This is a genomic window from Micromonospora narathiwatensis (genome assembly GCF_900089605.1).
Lineage (GTDB): Bacteria > Actinomycetota > Actinomycetes > Mycobacteriales > Micromonosporaceae > Micromonospora > Micromonospora narathiwatensis.
Window position 1 is genome coordinate 4,868,616 of the sequence record NZ_LT594324.1, and the last position, 15,256, is coordinate 4,883,871.

Below are 15,256 nucleotides of genomic sequence, written 5' to 3' on the forward strand. Positions count from 1 at the left end.
AGGAGACAAAAGTTCTGATGATGAGCCCTCGACTTTTTTCATCTGCCACCGAAAGCGCGGCGGTGGACCGCGGGTTAACCCGTCGCGTGTTCCGGGGTCCACCGCTACCGTCGGCGGATGTCCGTAATCCGTTCCGCCCGCCCCGACGACGCTCCGGGCGTCGTGGCCCTCCGGGCCGTCGTGCACCCCTACCTGGTACGCGGGGTCGAATCGACCCGGCGCATGATCGCCCATCCGCCGCCCGAGGAGGACTGGACCGCCTGGGTGGCCGAGGCGGACGGGCAGGTCGTCGGCTGGGCGTCGGCGTACCGGAACAGCCAGACCTCGGAGCCGGACGTCGGGGAGGTCTCCACCCTGCACGTACACCCGGCGCACCGGAGCCAGGGTGTCGGCACCGCACTCCTGGAGGCCGCGCTCGGTCACCTGCGCGCCATCGGCGCGCGGCGGGTGCTCACCTGGTCGCAGCCCGGATCCCTGCCGTTCGCCCGCCGGCACGGCTTCACGCCCAGCCGGGAGCTGCGCTACTCCGCGCTCGATCTACAGCCCGCCCCGCCGATGCCCGAGCCGCCGCCGGGCGTACGGCTGATCCCGGCCGCCGAGTTGGATCCGCGCCGGATCCACCGGGTGGACGCCGAGGCGTCGCTCGACGAACCGGGCGACGTCCCGACGGACGCCATGGGCTACGACATCTGGCACAACGAGGTCTGGGACAACCCAGGACTGGACCGGAACGCCAGCACGGTGGCCGAGGTGGACGGCACGCTGGCCGCGGTCAGCCTGGTCAAGCGGGACGGCGACCGGATGTGGTCGGCGTTCACCGGCACGGTGCCCGGGTACCGGGGGCGCGGCCTGGCCACGCTGGCCAAGCGGGCGGCGCTGCACCGGGCCGCGCTCGGGGGCGTCCGGATCGCGTACACGTCGAACGACGAGGCGAACGTGCCGATGCTGGCGGTCAACGCCCGGCTCGGCTACCGGCCGGTGGCCACCGGGTGGTCCTGCCTGCGCGACCTGACCTGATCTACCGGCGGGGTGGCCGCAAAGGGAGACGGGCTATCCGCGCGGGCTCGCCCAGCCGAGGAAGCGGTCACGCAATCGAGCCGGCGACACGTCGCTTTTCAGCTCGGCGAACTGTTCGGCGGCCTCGGCCTGCAGGACCGCCAGGTAGATCGTCAGGGCCGCCCGGTCGTTGCGGTACTCGCCGAGGAGCCGCAGCTTCGCGGGCGAGCAGGGCCAGGCGATCCCGCAATCCTGACAGCGCCAGGTCGGGCGCGAGGGCAGGTGCTCCTGACGGCGGCGGCTCATCGCAGCCTCAGCGCCACGGCGCGGGCCTCCTCGTCCGTCAGGGGCAGGAACCACAGGAAGCGCCGGACAATCTCCGGTGGCTCCGGGCCCTCCGGTCGGCCGCGAAGGTCCCGGATCGCCCGGCGGGCCAGCCGTACGAACCCCGGCAGGAGGTCTGCGCGGCGGGCCGCGTCCGTCGGCAGCTTCGTCCACGTCGGGCAGGGCCAGTCCCGGCCGCAGGTGTCGCACACCCAGGCCGGACCGCAGGCGGTGTGTCCGGCGTGGGTCAGTTGGAGGACGTTCCCGGGCTTGATCTCGCGGGCGGTCACCAGCAGCCCCCGTTCGCCCGCCAACACTGCGCTGGGGTGAGGTTGCCGGCACGCCCGGGGTCGCACGTCGGGAAGACGTCCGTCGGCTGCGTCGCCCAGGTCGGGCGCAGGTTCGGCGGCGTACGGCGTGGCAGTGGCGGCGGGGTCGGTGGGGTCGGCTTGCAGCGCCAGAAACGCAGACGCACGGCGGGGCCTCCTTCAACTCACTGGGAGGGGGGCCGCCTGTCGCTCGCCCACGGCGGCCCCCACGGGACGCGACCGCCGGGCTTCGCCTCCACCGGCCACGCCGTCCACAAAGCACCCTGCCAAGGGTTGCGAGACAATCACACAGCGTTGTCTAATTTCCTATGGGCAGACGGTTTGTTCCTGGGAGGGATAGGCATGAACCATGCTTTCGTCGCGGCGCTCGCCGAGACCAGCCAGACCGCTGAAAGCCTCGCAGGTCAGCTCGGGGTGCATCCCAAGACCGTCGCCAGGTGGGCAAACCCGGGCCACATTCCACAGAGCCGGCACCGCGCAGCCGTCGCAGAACTACTCGGCAAAGATGTGACCGACCTTTGGCCGGACATCGTCAAGCGCCGGGAGCCGGTGTGGTTCCGCCCCTGGGTCGACATCGAACGCGAGGCAGTCACCCTGCGGGCGTTCCAACTCGCCTGGGTGCCCGGCCTCCTTCAGACCGAGGCGTACGCGCGGGCGACGCTCGCGGGCGAGGCCCTGGCACCGGACGAGGTTGACGAGTTGGTTGCGGCTCGGATCGGGAGGCAGGCAGTCCTAACCCGCGACCGAGGCCCCCTGTTCGTCGTCGTACTGGACGAGGGAGTCCTTCGCCGCGCAGCGACGGGGGACGGCGCACTCATGGCCGCCCAGGTGGCGCACCTTGTCGCGTGCGCCGAGCTACCCAACGTGCAACTCCACGTTGTACCGGCGGACGTCGCGATCTACCCAGGGCTCAACGGGCCATTCACGATCGCAGAAATATCCGACGGGACAAGGGTCGCTCACGTTGACAGCCAGGCAAAGGCACAGATCATAGAGCAGCCATCGGAGATTGCTACCCTGGAGCGACGGTGGGAACGCATTCGGGGCGAGGCCCTTCCCCGGGGACGTTCCCTGGACCTCCTCAGAGATGCGGCAAGATCATGGACCTGACCGGCGCGAAGTGGCACAAGAGCACGAAGAGCGGTAGCAATGGGGGTGACTGCGTCGAGGTCGCCGACAATCTGCCCGGCGTCGTCGGCGTACGCGACTCGAAGGACCCGACAGGCCCGGTCCTGACCTTCGGCCCGGCCGCCTGGCGGGCCTTCCTCGCCCGGGTCGCCGAGCGAGCCTGACCGACCTCAGCAAGCGCGAGAGCGCCCGTCCCCACGCCTCGGGGCGGGCGCTTCGCCGTTCTGCTCAGCAGGATGACGCCGTGACAGCGCTCGGCACGCAGGGCGGACCGGGCTCAGCCCGCCTCGGCGACCCGTTCGGCGACCGCGTACGTCTCCGCGCCGAAGAGCACCAGCCGCGCCTCGGTGACGTACGCCGGGGTGGCCGCGTTCAGCACGGTCAGCGCCTGGCGTACGGCGTCCTCGACCGGCCAGCCGTAGACGCCGGCCGAGACCAGCGGGAACGCGACCGTCCCCGCGCCCAGCTCGTCGGCGATCCGCAGGCTGTTGGCGTAGCAGTCGCGCAGCAGCGTCGACCGGTCCTCGCGCGGGGAGAAGACGGGCCCGACGGTGTGGATCACCCAGCGGGCCGGCAGGTTGCCGGCGGTGGTGGCGACCGCCTGCCCGGTGGACAGCCCGCGGCCGTACCGGGAGGCGCGCAGTGCCTGACACTCCGCGAGGATGGCCGGTCCGCCCCGGCGGTGGATGGCCCCGTCCACTCCCCCGCCGCCGAGCAGCGAGGAGTTGGCGGCGTTGACGATCGCGTCGACGCGCTGGGCGGTGATGTCCCCCTCTACCAGGACGATCTCCACGTCAGCTCTCCTCGATGGGCTGTCCGAGCGACCGGCGGGCGAGCAGGGTGGCGCCGGCCACGGCGGCCGGCATGACGAGCACCGCGCCGAGCGGGATCAGGAAGCAGACGAAGACCGCCACCCCGAAGCCGAGCGCGGTCGGCCGGTCGGCCCGCAGCAGCGAACGACGCTCCGGCAGCCCCATGCCGCGCCGGTAGAAGGGCGCGCCGACCAGCTCCAGGGCCAGGAACCAGCCGCCCACCGCCGCCCCGATCACAGGCACCACGGTCTGCCCGACCACCGGGATGAAGCCGGCCGCGAAGAGGGGTACGCCGACCAGCACGGAGATGGCCACCAGCCGCAGCGAGTCGACGAGGCTGCGGCGCAGCGAGGCCCAGAACGGCACCTCCACCGCGCCCGGGGCGCCGCCGAGCCGGTCCTCGACCCGCTCGGAGATCTTCTCGTAGAACGGGTCGCCGATGGTCAGGGTGACCGCGGTGAAGGTGAGCACCGCGAGCAGCCCGGCGAGCCCGACGATCGCCAGCCCGGCGATCACCCGGAGCAGGCTCCGCCCGCCCGTCGACCAGTCGTCGGCGAACGGGGTGATCAGCGCGGCCAGCTCGTCCACGAAGTACAGCAGGGTGGCGAACGCGGCGACGAAGAGCACGCCCGAGATGAGCGCGGGCACGATCCCCAGCAGCATCAGGCCGGGGCTGCGGACATAGAGGCCGAGTCCGCGTACCAGCAGGCCGGCGCCGGCGAGAAAGCGGCCGGCCGGGCCGGTCACGGGGGCGGCGAGGCGGGGTACGTCCACGAACGGACAGCCTAGTTGCCGTCCGCATCCCGGCGGGGTGTCGAGCCGGGTCGGCCGCCTCGGCGGAGGCTGCCCTACACAATGGGCGGGTGCGGGCGGCGCGGTTGATCTCGTTGGTGCTGTTGCTCCAGTCGCGGGGGACGATGACCGCGGCCGAGCTGGCCCACGAGCTGGAGGTCTCGGAGCGGACCGTCTACCGGGACGTGCTGGCGCTCTCCGCCGCCGGCGTGCCGGTGTACGCCGACCGGGGCCGGGCCGGCGGATACCGGCTGCTCGGCGGCTACCGGACCCGGCTGACCGGGCTGACCCGGGACGAGGCGGAGGCGCTCTTCCTGACCGGACTGCCCGGACCGGCCGGCGACATGGGACTCGCCGACGCGGTGGCCGCCGCCGAGCTGAAGGTGCTCGCCGCGCTCCCGCCGAGCCTGCGGGACGCGCCCGTCCGGACCGGGCAGCGGTTCCACCTCGACGTGCCGGGCTGGTTCCGCGAGTCCGCGCCACCCCGGTGGCTGACCGAGCTGGCCCGGGCGGTCTGGCGGGACCGGGTGGTCGAGTTGCGCTACCGCCGGGGCGAGCGGGAGGTGACCCGCACGGTCCAGCCGTACGGGCTGGTGCTGAAGAGCGGTGTCTGGTATCTGATCGGCCGGGTCGGCGACGGGTACCGCACGTACCGGGTGGACCGGGTGGTCGGCGTCGAGGTGGGTGAGGAGGGCTTCGACCGGGACGACGGCTTCGACCTCGGGGCGTACTGGCGCGGGCAGGCCGAGGCGTTCCTGCGGGAGATACTGCGGGCCGAGGTCACCGTCCGGCTCAGCCCCGCCGGCCTGCGCGCCCTCCGGCACCTCGTCGACGCCCCGTTCGTGTACGACGAGGCGGTCGACGCGGCCGGCGCACCCGACGGGCAGGGCCGGCGGGTGCTCCGGCTGCCCGTCGAGTCCGTCACCGTGGCGTACGCCCAACTGCTGGCGCTCGGTCCGGAGGTGGAGGTGCTCGACCCGCCGGAGCTGCGCGCCCGCTTCGTCGAGGCGGCCCGCCGGTCGGCCGCGCTCTACGCCGAGGCGCCCACGACGCCGGACGGGCCAGGCCCCGCGGCAGGGCCGGGCCCCGGCGCGGAGCCGGGCCCCGCCTCGGCCGAGCCGCCGGAAGGTCAGCGGTAACCGGTGTCGTCCGCCCGCCCACCGGTCGCCACGACCTCGTCGTGGTACCGCGACCAGTGCGGGCGGGTGCCATCGAGATCGGTGAAGCCGTACACCTGGGCCAGCCCGCCGCTGTCCACGGACTGGCCGTTCCAGCGGGCCCGGTCCGGGTCGGCGGCCAGGGCGGCCACCGCGCGTCCGACGAAGGCCGGCGTCTCCGACATGACGAAGTGCGGATCCTTCGCCGCGCCGTCGCGCCAGTTGGCCTCGGTGACGCCGAAGTGCTCCAGCATCGCCTCGGAGCGGAGCCAGCCGGGGGTGAGCGCCACCGCCGTGCACCGGTGCGGCGCCAACTCGTGCGCCTGGGTGAAGGCGAGCCGGTTCACCGACATCTTGGCGAGGTCGTAGAAGACCGAGAGCCGGTACGTGCGGTCGTTGTACTCCCTGGTGCCGTCGCCGATCTCGACGACCAGGCCGCCCGGGTCGCGGATCATCAGCGGCAGGGCGAAATGGCTGGTGATGATGTGGGTGTCCACGGCCAGCCGGAGCATACGGAAGCCGGCGTCGAGGGGTTGCTCCCAGACCGGCCTCTCCCAGGTGATCAGCGGGTCGGCCCCCCAGATGTCGTTGACCAGCACGTCCAGCCGGCCCTGCTCGGCGTCGATCCGCTCGATCAGGCGGCGTACCTGGTCGGGGTCGAGGTGGTCGACCGGTACGGCGATGCCGGTGCCACCGGCTGCGGTGACCAGCTCGGCGGTCTCCTCGATGGTCTCCGGCCGGTCCATCTCGGACCGGCGTTCCCGGGTGCTGCGGCCGGTGGCGTAGACCGTGGCCCCGGCGGCACCGAGCTGGACGGCGATCTGCCGGCCGGCGCCCCGGGTCGCCCCGGCGACGAGCGCGATCTTCCCTGTCAGCGGTTGCGTCATGCGGACGACGATGGCAGCGATACCTGACAGCGGAAGTCCGGTTTTCCGGCCGATCGGGATCCGCCATCATGGCCGTTATGCGCCTGCTGCTCTCCGGGATCGTCGGCTCGGTCGCGTACGGGCTGGCCGGCCCCGACTCGGACGTGGACCGGATCGGTGTCTTCGCCGCGCCGACGGTCGCCTTCCACGGCCTGCGTCCGCCCCAGGAGTCGGTGGTCACCACCAACCCGGACGTGACCATGCACGAGGCCGGGAAATACTGCCGCCTCGCGCTGAGCGGCAACCCCACCGCGACCGAGCTGATGTGGCTGCCGGACGACTGCTACGAGACCCGTACCGAGTTCGGCGAGCGGCTCGTCGCCATCCGCTCGGCGTTCCTCAGTGCGCCCCGGGTCCGGGACGCCTACCTCGGGTACGCCACCCAGCAGTTCCGCAAGCTGACCAGCCGGGACTCCAGCGTCGGTGGGCGGCGCCGCTCGGCGAAGCACGCCCGGCACCTGGCCCGGCTGTTGCACCAGGGTCGGGTGCTCTACGCGACCGGGGTCCTGGAGATCCGGCTGGCCGACCCGGAGTGGTTCCGGGCCTTCGGCGAGCGGGTCGCGGGCGGCGCGCTGGCCGAGGCGGAGGCGCTGGTCGCGGCGGCCGAGCAGGACTTCGACCGGATCCGCACCCCGCTGCCGGACCGCCCGGACGAGGAGACCGTGGAACGCTGGCTGCTCGACGTCCGGGCCGCCCATCTGCCGCCGGCGCAGTACCTGGACTGAACCCGGGCCAGTTGGCGCGGCGGGGGCTAGTCCGCGAGGCGGACGCGGACCCGGCGGTTGGCCCGGCCCTTGCTCTCCACCTTGACCACCTGGACCTTGCCGATCTGCGCGGTCGAGGCGACGTGGGTGCCCCCGTCGGCCTGCACGTCCAGCCCGACGATGTCGACGATCCGGACCTCCTGCTCGTCGGGCGGGATCAGGTTGGACTGGGTACGGATGATGTCCGGCAGGGCCAGCGCCTCCGCCCTGGGCAGCACCCGTACGGCGACCGACCGGTCGGCGGCCACCTCGGCGTTGACCAGCTCCTCGATCCGGGACTTGAAGTCCGGCGGCACCTCGGGGAGGTTGAAGTCCATCCGGGCCTCGCCGGGTTCCATGTTGCCGCCGGTGACCAGCGCGCCGAAGTCCCGGAACACCACCCCGCAGAGCACGTGCAGGCCGGAGTGGGTCCGCATCAGCATGGTCCGGCGGGCGTCCTCGACCGCGCCGGTGACGGCGGTGCCGACCGGCGGCACCGGGTCACCCTCGGCGGGAATCAGCCAGAGGTCGTCGCCCTTGCGGGTGCCCGCGATCCGGGTCTGCACCCCCTGCCAGAGCAGCACTCCGTGGTCCGGCGGCTGGCCGCCACCGCCCGGGTAGAAGGCCGACCGGTCCAGCACGATGCCCTGCTCGGGATCGGCCGCCAGCACCGTGCACGACCACTCCCGCAGGGTCGGGTCGGCGAGGTCGAGGCGGTGCGTACGGCCGTGATGTGTGACACCCATGGCAGGGGACGTTACCCGTTGAGGAAGGTCGAGATCCGCTCCCGCAGGTCGGCGCGCTCCGTCCAGAGCACGCCCGGCCGGTCGTACACGTGCAGGGTGGCCTGCGGGAGCGCGGCGGCGAGCTGCTCGGCGACCGCCACCGGGTGCAGGTCGTCGCCGGCACAGCCGATCACCAGCGCCGGCGCGGTGACCCCGGCGAGCGCCGCGGCGTCCCGCAGCGGGGCCTGCTCCGGCAGGCCGGCCAGGCCCGGCGCGAGCCCGTCCCGCAGCAGCTGGTCGAGCCGCTGCCGCAGGTACGCCCACCCGGCCGGGGTGTTGCGCACGGCCGGCGGCAGTTCCAGCGACACCACGTCGGCCAGCGCGGAGGCGTCCCCGTCGGCCACGGCGTCGAGCAGGTCGGACAGCCGGGCCCGGGCCACCTCGCCGCGCGGGGTGTCCAGCACGGCGGGAAGGAAGAAGACGAGGCGCTCGAAGCGTTCCGGGCTCTCGACGAGCAGCCGGCACAGCGCACCCGCGCCGAGGCTCGCCCCGAACGCCCGGGTGGCACCGCCGAGATCGGCGATCGCCCGCAGGTCGCGGGCCAGGTCCAGATAGCTCCACGGCCCGGGGGGCGAGTCGGAGCGGCCGTGCCCACGGAACTGGAAGAAGATCTTGCGGCCGGTGACCGCGCTGCCGAAGGGGCGCGTGGTGGCGATGCCGTTGCCGAGCCCGTGCGCGAACACCGTCACCGGGTCACCGGTGCCGGTGACCAATCGCTCCAGCCGTACGCCGTGCGGGGTGGTGACCAGATCGGTCTCCGGATCGGGCAGGGCCGGCCGGCCGGTGCGGGGCGCGCCGGGACCGGGGCCCCAGGTACGCGGGCCGCCGTCCGGCGGCGGGGGCCAGCGGAAGCCCCTCACCAGAAGCCTCGGCCGTCCTGTAGGTCACGCAGCCCGACCCGGACGTCCAGCAGGTAGATCAGGGCTGCCGCGATGCCGATCAGGCCGAAGATGCTCAGCACGCCGCCGAAGCCGAACGCCGGCAACGTCAGGATCAGGCAGAGCGCCAGGATCGCGATCCAGCCGCCCTTGGGCAGGGTGCCGATCGCGGCGAACGCGTCGGAGCGCTGGGTGATCGCGTGCACCAGCGCCACTCCCTCGATCACCAGGGCGAAGACGAGCAGGATCAGCTCGATCACGTAGCGGACTTCGTACACGAAGATCGGCGCGGCGTAGGCCATGTCGGCAAGCTTATGCCGAGACCCCGGAAACGTCCGAGAGGACGCCGTCCGGGGTCCCGACCCGGGATCGACCTATTCGGCGGTCGGACGGGTCCGCCGGGTGGTCTTCGGCAGTTTCGCCGACGGGGTGGCCGGCTTGGCCGCGGCGGCCTTGGCGGCGGTGGACCGGGTGGCCCGGGTCCGCTTCACCGCGGCCGGCTTGGCCGCAGCCGCCTCGGCCACCTCGGCCGGGCTGGGCACCTCGGCCGGCCGCTCGGCCACCTCGGCCGGCTGGGCGGCCTCGGCGGCGACCGGCTGCGCGGCCTCGGCGGCCGGCGTGCGGTCGGTCTCGGTCGCCTCGATGTCGGCGTTCACCGTGTCGGCGGCCTCCAGTACGCCGGCACCGACGACCCGCTCACCCCGGGCGACCAGTTCGGCGTACGCCGACACGGCGCGCTCCTGGGCGTCGGCCATGGCGCGCTCGGCCCGGGCCTGGGCGGACTGCGCGCCGGCCAGCACGGCGGCGGCGTTACGGGTGGCCGCCTCGCGGAGCCTGGGCAGGTCGAACTCGGCGGCGGCGGCGCGCTCCCGCAGGCCGGCCGCGCTCAGGTTGGCCGCCCGCTCCCGCAGACCGGCCGCGCTCAGGTTGGCGGCGCGCTCCCGCAGGCCGCTCGCGGTGAGGTTGGCGTTCTTCAGCGTCTCGGTGGCCTTCTCGCGCAGCTCGACGCCGGTGACGACGGCCTTGCCGCCGAGGTCGGCGACGACCCGGGTGCCCAGTTCGCCCACCACGGTGGGGAGCTTGCGCAGCTGTTCGAGGGCCAGTTCGCCGGCACCGGCGGCGGCGTAGAGCGGGGCCGGGATGCGGTTGGTCTTCGGCTGGGTCATGACTTCTCCTCCTCGGCCGCACCGGCGGCCTTCCGGACCGCCCCGCGGGCGGTCTCCTCCTCGGTGACGGCGGTGGTCGGGGCGGGGGTCGCCCCCGCCTCGGTGACGGCGACCGACTCGAGGACCGCCTCGGTCGGGCTGCCGCCCGGCGTCGTGGGGCCGGTCGCGGCCGGCGTGACGGTGGCCGGAGCCTGCGGCGCCTCGCCCGGCGTGCCGGCCGTCGGGATCGGCCCGGTGGCGGCCTGTCCGGCGGGACTCGGGGCCGGCTCGGTGGCGGCCTGCCCGGCCGGGGTCTCGGCCGGCCCGGTGGTCGCCTGGGCGGCGGCGGTCGCCTCGGCGAGCCGCGCGTTCTCCCGGCGGAACGTCTCGTAGATCTGGGTGAGCGACTGCTTCTGCGCCATGGTCAACTCGGGGTCGACGGCGATCGCGGCGAGCACGCCCTGCCCCTCCTTGGCGTCCAGCAGCCCGGCCCGCAGGTACATGGCCGGGGTGGAGACGCGCAGCGCGCTGGCGAGTTGCTGGAGCACCTCCGCGCTCGGCTTGCGCAGGCCGCGCTCGATCTGGCTGAGGTACGGATTGCTGACGCCGGCCTGCTCGGCGAGCTGGCGCAGCGAGATCTTCGCGTTCCGGCGCAGGTCGCGAATGAATCCGCCGACGTCGGGAAGGTCCTTGCTGGTGGCCATGACTCCACGCTAACTCGCCCTGCTAGCTCCTGCAAGCAAAATGCTTGCCAAAGTTAGCAGCGCCTCCGGCCACCGGTTGCGCACCCGGTGTCCGGTCCGTACCGTGCCCCCGTGGCCAAGATCGAAATCAATGGCGCCCTGCTCGCGTACGACGAGGCCGGGAGCGGCAGCCCGGTGGTGCTGGTGCACGCCGGGATCGCCGACCGGCGGATGTGGCGGGGTCAACTGCCCGCGCTCGCCGCCCGACACCGGGTGATCACCGTCGACCTGCGCGGATACGGCGACTCCGAACTGCCGCCCGCACCGTTCGCGCACCACGACGACGTGGTCGGGCTGCTGGACGCCCTCGGCATCGCACAGGCCGCCCTGGTGGGCTGCTCGTTCGGCGGCAAGGTGGCGGTGGACACCGCGCTGGCGTACCCGGAGCGGGTCTCCGCGCTGGCCCTGTTCGGCGCCCCGGTCTCCGGCAACGAGTGGTCCGAGGAGACCGAACAGCTCTGGGACGAGCTGGTCGGCGAGCTGGACCCGGAGGACTTCGCGGCGACCGCGACCGGCGAGGTGCGGTTCTGGGTGGTCGGCCCGACCCGCCGGCCGGAGGACGTCGACCCGGAGCTGATCCGGTTCGCCGAGGAGCTGGACCGGCGGGCGCTCGCCGCCGAACTGGCGCTCAGCGCGGTCGAGGTGGGCGAACTCGACCCGCCGGCGATCGACCGGCTGGCCGAGCTGCGGATGCCGGTGCTGGTCGGCACCGGCGCGGACGACCTGGCGGACCTCCGCCGCCTCGCCGACCGGATCGCCGCCGAGGCCCCGCAGGGCGTGCGCCTGCCGGACGTTCCGGACGCTGCCCACCTGCTGCCGCTGGAACGCCCCGAACCGGTCAACGCCGCCCTGCTCGACTTCCTCCCCTGAGCCGGATCCAGATCTTGGTGGGATCGGACCCGATCCTGCCAAGATCCGCCCCAGCGGCGAGGGCTACCAGACCGGGCGGACCGCGCCGACCGGCAGGCCGCCGCCGAGCAGCGGCGCCTCGGCGTACTCGGCCAGCACCGGGGCCTCGACGCCGAGCCGGCGCAGCGCCGACACCAGCACGGGCATCCGGGCCCGTCCCGCGCCGTCGTCGATCTTGAGGGCGACCGCGCCGACCTCCGGGACCGCCGCCGCGATCACACCCTCCGCGCCGACCTTCGCCAACAGCCCGGGTACGCCCCGCATCAGCCGGGTGTCGTCCGCCTGGGTACCGCCCACCAGCTCCGGGTACGCCCGCATCGCGTCGGCCACGGTCCGCTCGACGGTGCCGGTTTCGGCGGAGACCAATCGCAGGTACGCCCGCGCCAGCCCGGTCAACGAGACGGCGAGCACCGGCGCGCCGCAGCCGTCCACCCCGACCGCCGCCACCGACTCCCCGGTGAACTCCTCGACCGTGGCGGTCAACCGCTGCTGGAGCGGGTGCTCGGGCCGCCAGTAGCCGTTCACCGGCCAGCCGGCGGCCAGGCAGGTCAGCAGCATCCCGGTGTGCTTGCCGGAGCAGTTCATCTGGATCCGTCGCGGGCCGCCACCGGCCCGCAGCACCGCCTCCCGGGCCGCGTCACCGGCCGGCAGGTCCGGCGGGCAGTGCAGCGCCTCCTCGGTCAGGCCGGCGCGGCGCAGCAGGGCGGTGACCCGCTCCACGTGGAACTCCTCGCCGGCGTGGCTGGCCGAGACCAGCGCCACGTCGGTTTGGTCGGTCAGCGGCAACCCGGCCCGCAGCATCCCGACCGCCTGCATCGGCTTGTTGGACGACCGGGGGAAGATCGGCGAGGTGGAGTCCCCCGCCTCGGCGACGGGTGCCCCGGTGGCGTCGAGCACCACCACGGAACCGCGGTGGACGCCCTCCACGAACCCGGACCGGACCACCTCGGCGAGCGGCACGCCGCCCTCGTACGTCTTTCCCACGAAGTGGACGGTACCGACGGGCCGAGCGCGCCCGACACCGGGGTGACCTGCGACGTCGGCCAGACGGGTACAGGGGTGTCGGGCAGGTCGTGACTTACCGGAGGAGCAGCGCGCGGGCCTCGGCGGTGGTCAGCGGCGGACGCTGCGCGAGCTGGGCGAAGCCGACCGCGCGGGCGACGAGCTGCATGTTGGACTCGACCGGTTGCCCCTTGGCGTAGGTGACGGTGTCCTCCATGCCGACCCGGAGGTGACCGCCCGTCGAGAGGGACGCCAGCATCACCGGGATGGTGCTGCGGCCGATCCCGGTGGCCGAGAAGGTGGTGCCCTCCGGCAGGTCGCGCAGCATCTGTTGGGCGGCGACCAGGGTCGCGGCGGTGCCCGGCATGCCGCCCGGCACGCCCATCACGAAGTCGACGTGCACGTGCCCGCCGTGCGGCAGGCCGTACTTGCCGAGCAGGCGCTGGAGGGCGGTGAGGTGGCCGAGTTCGAAGATCTCGTACTCGGGGACGACGCCCTTCTCCTGCATCCGGGTGTGCAGGTCGACGATGAACTCCCAGCGGTTCATGAACACGTCGTCGCCGAAGTTGACCGTGCCCATGGTGCAGGAGGCCATGTCCGGGCCGGCGTCCAGCACGGCCAGCCGGTCGGCCTCCGGGTCGGTCACCGCGCCGCCGGAGGAGAGCTGCACGATCAGGTCGGTGCTCTCCCGCAGCGCCGCCACCGTCTCCCGCAGCCGACCCTGGTCGAGGGTGGGCTTCGCCTCGTCGTCCCGGATGTGGACGTGGATCACGGCGGCACCGAGCGCCTCGCACTCCTTGGCGGTCAGCAGCAACTCGTCGAGGGTCACCGGCAGCGCCGGCACCTCCGCCTTCGCCGACTCCGCGCCGGTGGGGGCAATCGTGATCAACGTCCCTGTCGTCATGCCGGCGATCCTAGACCGCCGGCTCCCCTCCGGTCGACCGGCGGAACGCAGCAGAATTCCGCAAATCCGCCTCGGTTGCCGAAAGATTTTCCGCCCAACGGCGACCGGGGCGAGATCCCTTACGCCGGCTCGATGGCGGCGGCCGTCTCCCCGACCATCAGCCGGGCGTCGTCGGCGACGTTGCGCTTGACCACGGCGAGGGCGATCTGACCCAACTCGTAATGGTGCACCGCGGTGCCCACGAAGCCGACCGCCCGGCCGTCCAGGGTCACCGGCGTGCCGGCGGCCGGCGGCCGGTCGGTGGTCACCCCGTCCAGGTGCAGGAGTACGAGGCGACGCGGCGGCTTCCCGAGGTTGTGCACCCGGGCCACCGTCTCCTGCCCCCGGTAGCAGCCCTTGTCCAGGTGCACGGCCGGCGCGATCAGGCCCACCTCGGCGGGAATGGTGCGGTGGTCGGTGTCCGCTCCGACCCGGGCCCGCCGGGCGGCCACCCGGACCGCCTCGTACGCCCACAGCCCGGCCACCGGCACGCCGGCCCCGCGCAGCTCGTCCACCAGCCCAGCCATGGCCGGGCGAGGCACCAGCAGGTCCACGCCGAGCGCCACCCGCCGAGCCCACCCGCCGATCGGCAGCGGCTTCACGTCGTACACCACGGTGGGCCGGGACGGCAGCTCGCCGGAGCGGAACTTCGGACCGGGCAGCGCGACCTGGTCCGGCGCGGCCAGCCCGGTGACCCCGAGGGTGTCGAGCGCGCCGGTGGCCTCCGGCCCGACCAGCGAGAGCAGCGCGTGGTCGGCGGTGGCGTCGCGCGGCTCGACCTTGCTGAAGAACCGCATCTTCTCCAGGTACGCCAGCAGCCCGTCGGTCATCCCCGGCTCCGTGTCCAGCCAGGTGGTCTCGCCGTCGTCGACGACCATGGCGTGCTGCTCGACGTGCCCGTGCGGGGAGAGCACGAGCAGCTCCGTGCCCTGCCACGGGCGCAGCGCGGCGAGATGCTGGCTGGTCAGCGTGTGCAGCCAGCCGAACCGGTCGTCGCCGGGCACCGCCACGACGCCCCGGTGCGACCGGTCGACCAGGCCGACGCCGGTGGTGAGGATGCGCTGCTCGCGCATCGGGTCGCCGTAGTGGGCGGCCACCGGGTCGACCCCGGCCGCCCGATGGGCCGACTCGGGCTGGTCCCGGGTCTCCTCGTCGATAGCCTCGGCGGCCACCGCTCCCGCGATGTCGATCATTTGCCTTCCCCGTTCTCGCACTGGCCGCAGACGCCGAAGAGCGCCACGTGCCCGATGTCGACCTGGAATCCCCGCTGCGCGGCCAGCCGGTCGGCGAGCGGGCGGAGCAGCTCGGGGTCGATCTCGTCGATCGCGCCGCACTCCCGGCAGACCAGGTGGACGTGCTGGTTCTCGCCGGCCGCGTGGTAGGTCGGCGAGCCGTGCGACAGGTGGGTGTGGGTCACCAGGCCGAGCCGTTCCAGCAGCTCCAACGTCCGGTAGATGGTGGTGATGTTGACCCCGGCGGCCACTTCCCGGACCGCCGTGTGCACCTGCTCCGGCGTCGCGTGCCCCAGTTCCATGACCGCTTGCAGGACCAACTGCCGCTGCGCCGTCAGCCGCAGCCCACGGGAGCGGAGGAGTTCCGCGAGGGAGGATTCGGACACCGTCCGATCATAGTTCGGCCGCCGCG

Annotated in this window: 20 protein-coding genes; 6 read left to right on the forward strand and 14 right to left on the reverse strand. The window is 73.5% G+C overall.

The features are described 5' to 3' along the window. The first annotated feature begins 117 nt into the window (after nucleotides 1-117). Nucleotides 118-1,017, forward strand: coding sequence for a GNAT family N-acetyltransferase (locus GA0070621_RS21200; RefSeq protein ID WP_091198633.1), 900 nt, complete (start codon nucleotides 118-120; stop codon nucleotides 1,015-1,017). A 33-nt stretch (nucleotides 1,018-1,050) separates the two neighbouring features. On the opposite strand, the gene GA0070621_RS21205 is transcribed toward GA0070621_RS21200, so the two are convergent. Further along, nucleotides 1,051-1,302: a flavin reductase gene (locus tag GA0070621_RS21205; RefSeq protein ID WP_091198635.1), complete on the reverse strand. Its 252-nt coding sequence runs from the start codon at nucleotides 1,300-1,302 to the stop codon at nucleotides 1,051-1,053. Beyond that, complete coding sequence (locus GA0070621_RS21210) at nucleotides 1,299-1,637, reverse strand: hypothetical protein (protein ID WP_167667125.1); 339 nt, start codon at nucleotides 1,635-1,637, stop codon at nucleotides 1,299-1,301. Before GA0070621_RS21210 ends, GA0070621_RS21205 begins: the two co-directional genes overlap by 4 nt. Nucleotides 1,638-1,991: 354 nt before the next feature. Between GA0070621_RS21210 and GA0070621_RS21220 the strand changes: the two genes are divergently transcribed. Both GA0070621_RS21220 and GA0070621_RS21225 read left to right on the forward strand, forming a co-directional pair. Continuing rightward, a complete protein-coding gene (locus GA0070621_RS21220) occupies nucleotides 1,992-2,759 on the forward strand; it encodes a DUF5753 domain-containing protein (RefSeq protein WP_091198640.1) in 768 nt (255 codons plus the stop codon). After that, nucleotides 2,750-2,941, forward strand: a complete 192-nt coding sequence (locus GA0070621_RS21225) for a DUF397 domain-containing protein (protein WP_091198641.1) — start codon at nucleotides 2,750-2,752, stop codon at nucleotides 2,939-2,941. The genes GA0070621_RS21220 and GA0070621_RS21225 overlap by 10 nt, the downstream gene beginning before the upstream one ends. 113 nt (nucleotides 2,942-3,054) lie before the next feature. Here GA0070621_RS21225 and GA0070621_RS21230 read toward each other — a convergent pair whose 3' ends face one another. Further along, a complete protein-coding gene (locus GA0070621_RS21230; RefSeq protein WP_091198643.1) occupies nucleotides 3,055-3,570 on the reverse strand; it encodes an O-acetyl-ADP-ribose deacetylase in 516 nt (171 codons plus the stop codon). 1 nt (nucleotide 3,571) lies between these two features. Further along, a complete protein-coding gene (locus GA0070621_RS21235; RefSeq protein WP_091198644.1) occupies nucleotides 3,572-4,363 on the reverse strand; it encodes an EI24 domain-containing protein in 792 nt (263 codons plus the stop codon). Between the two features lie 89 nt (nucleotides 4,364-4,452). Here GA0070621_RS21235 and GA0070621_RS21240 point away from each other — a divergent pair, with 89 nt between their 5' ends. Further along, nucleotides 4,453-5,520 carry a helix-turn-helix transcriptional regulator gene (locus GA0070621_RS21240; protein ID WP_091198646.1) on the forward strand — a complete coding sequence of 356 codons (1,068 nt, stop codon included), beginning with the start codon at nucleotides 4,453-4,455 and terminating at the stop codon, nucleotides 5,518-5,520. On the opposite strand, the gene GA0070621_RS21245 is transcribed toward GA0070621_RS21240, so the two are convergent. Beyond that, nucleotides 5,511-6,425: an SDR family oxidoreductase gene (locus GA0070621_RS21245; RefSeq protein WP_091198648.1), complete on the reverse strand. Its 915-nt coding sequence runs from the start codon at nucleotides 6,423-6,425 to the stop codon at nucleotides 5,511-5,513. The genes GA0070621_RS21240 and GA0070621_RS21245 overlap by 10 nt on opposite strands. Nucleotides 6,426-6,502: 77 nt before the next feature. Here GA0070621_RS21245 and GA0070621_RS21250 point away from each other — a divergent pair, with 77 nt between their 5' ends. Further along, nucleotides 6,503-7,189 carry a nucleotidyltransferase domain-containing protein gene (locus GA0070621_RS21250; protein WP_091198650.1) on the forward strand — a complete coding sequence of 229 codons (687 nt, stop codon included), beginning with the start codon at nucleotides 6,503-6,505 and terminating at the stop codon, nucleotides 7,187-7,189. A gap of 26 nt (nucleotides 7,190-7,215) precedes the next feature. Here the strand turns inward: GA0070621_RS21250 and GA0070621_RS21255 are convergent, their stop codons facing one another. The 5 genes from GA0070621_RS21255 to GA0070621_RS21275 all read right to left on the reverse strand — a co-directional run bounded on the left by GA0070621_RS21255 (nucleotide 7,216) and on the right by GA0070621_RS21275 (nucleotide 10,719). Then, on the reverse strand, nucleotides 7,216-7,953 hold the full coding sequence (locus tag GA0070621_RS21255; RefSeq protein WP_091198652.1) for an alanyl-tRNA editing protein: 738 nt from the start codon (nucleotides 7,951-7,953) through the stop codon (nucleotides 7,216-7,218). Nucleotides 7,954-7,964: 11 nt separating this feature from the next. Then, the gene (locus tag GA0070621_RS21260; protein ID WP_091198653.1) at nucleotides 7,965-8,852 is read right to left on the reverse strand and encodes an alpha/beta fold hydrolase; all 888 of its coding nucleotides are present in this window, start codon (nucleotides 8,850-8,852) and stop codon (nucleotides 7,965-7,967) included. After that, nucleotides 8,849-9,172, reverse strand: a complete 324-nt coding sequence (locus GA0070621_RS21265; protein ID WP_091198655.1) for a DUF2516 family protein — start codon at nucleotides 9,170-9,172, stop codon at nucleotides 8,849-8,851. The genes GA0070621_RS21260 and GA0070621_RS21265 overlap by 4 nt, the downstream gene beginning before the upstream one ends. Nucleotides 9,173-9,244: 72 nt before the next feature. Continuing rightward, on the reverse strand, nucleotides 9,245-10,036 hold the full coding sequence (locus GA0070621_RS21270; RefSeq protein WP_091198657.1) for a hypothetical protein: 792 nt from the start codon (nucleotides 10,034-10,036) through the stop codon (nucleotides 9,245-9,247). Further along, a complete protein-coding gene (locus GA0070621_RS21275) occupies nucleotides 10,033-10,719 on the reverse strand; it encodes a helix-turn-helix domain-containing protein (protein ID WP_091198659.1) in 687 nt (228 codons plus the stop codon). Before GA0070621_RS21275 ends, GA0070621_RS21270 begins: the two co-directional genes overlap by 4 nt. Before the next feature lie 111 nt (nucleotides 10,720-10,830). Between GA0070621_RS21275 and GA0070621_RS21280 the strand changes: the two genes are divergently transcribed. Further along, nucleotides 10,831-11,628 (forward strand): alpha/beta fold hydrolase, encoded by a 798-nt coding sequence (locus GA0070621_RS21280; RefSeq protein WP_091202695.1) that lies wholly within the window; start codon nucleotides 10,831-10,833, stop codon nucleotides 11,626-11,628. A gap of 63 nt (nucleotides 11,629-11,691) precedes the next feature. Here the strand turns inward: GA0070621_RS21280 and GA0070621_RS21285 are convergent, their stop codons facing one another. The 4 genes from GA0070621_RS21285 to GA0070621_RS21300 form a co-directional block, all read right to left on the reverse strand. Further along, nucleotides 11,692-12,651: an asparaginase gene (locus GA0070621_RS21285; protein ID WP_167667127.1), complete on the reverse strand. Its 960-nt coding sequence runs from the start codon at nucleotides 12,649-12,651 to the stop codon at nucleotides 11,692-11,694. A 94-nt stretch (nucleotides 12,652-12,745) separates the two neighbouring features. Further along, nucleotides 12,746-13,573, reverse strand: a complete 828-nt coding sequence (locus GA0070621_RS21290; RefSeq protein WP_091198663.1) for a BKACE family enzyme — start codon at nucleotides 13,571-13,573, stop codon at nucleotides 12,746-12,748. 119 nt (nucleotides 13,574-13,692) lie between these two features. Then, the gene (gene ygfZ / locus GA0070621_RS21295) at nucleotides 13,693-14,805 is read right to left on the reverse strand and encodes a CAF17-like 4Fe-4S cluster assembly/insertion protein YgfZ (protein WP_091198665.1); all 1,113 of its coding nucleotides are present in this window, start codon (nucleotides 14,803-14,805) and stop codon (nucleotides 13,693-13,695) included. Continuing rightward, on the reverse strand, nucleotides 14,802-15,230 hold the full coding sequence (locus GA0070621_RS21300; protein ID WP_091198668.1) for a Fur family transcriptional regulator: 429 nt from the start codon (nucleotides 15,228-15,230) through the stop codon (nucleotides 14,802-14,804). The genes ygfZ and GA0070621_RS21300 overlap by 4 nt, the downstream gene beginning before the upstream one ends. Nucleotides 15,231-15,256: the final 26 nt, after the last annotated feature.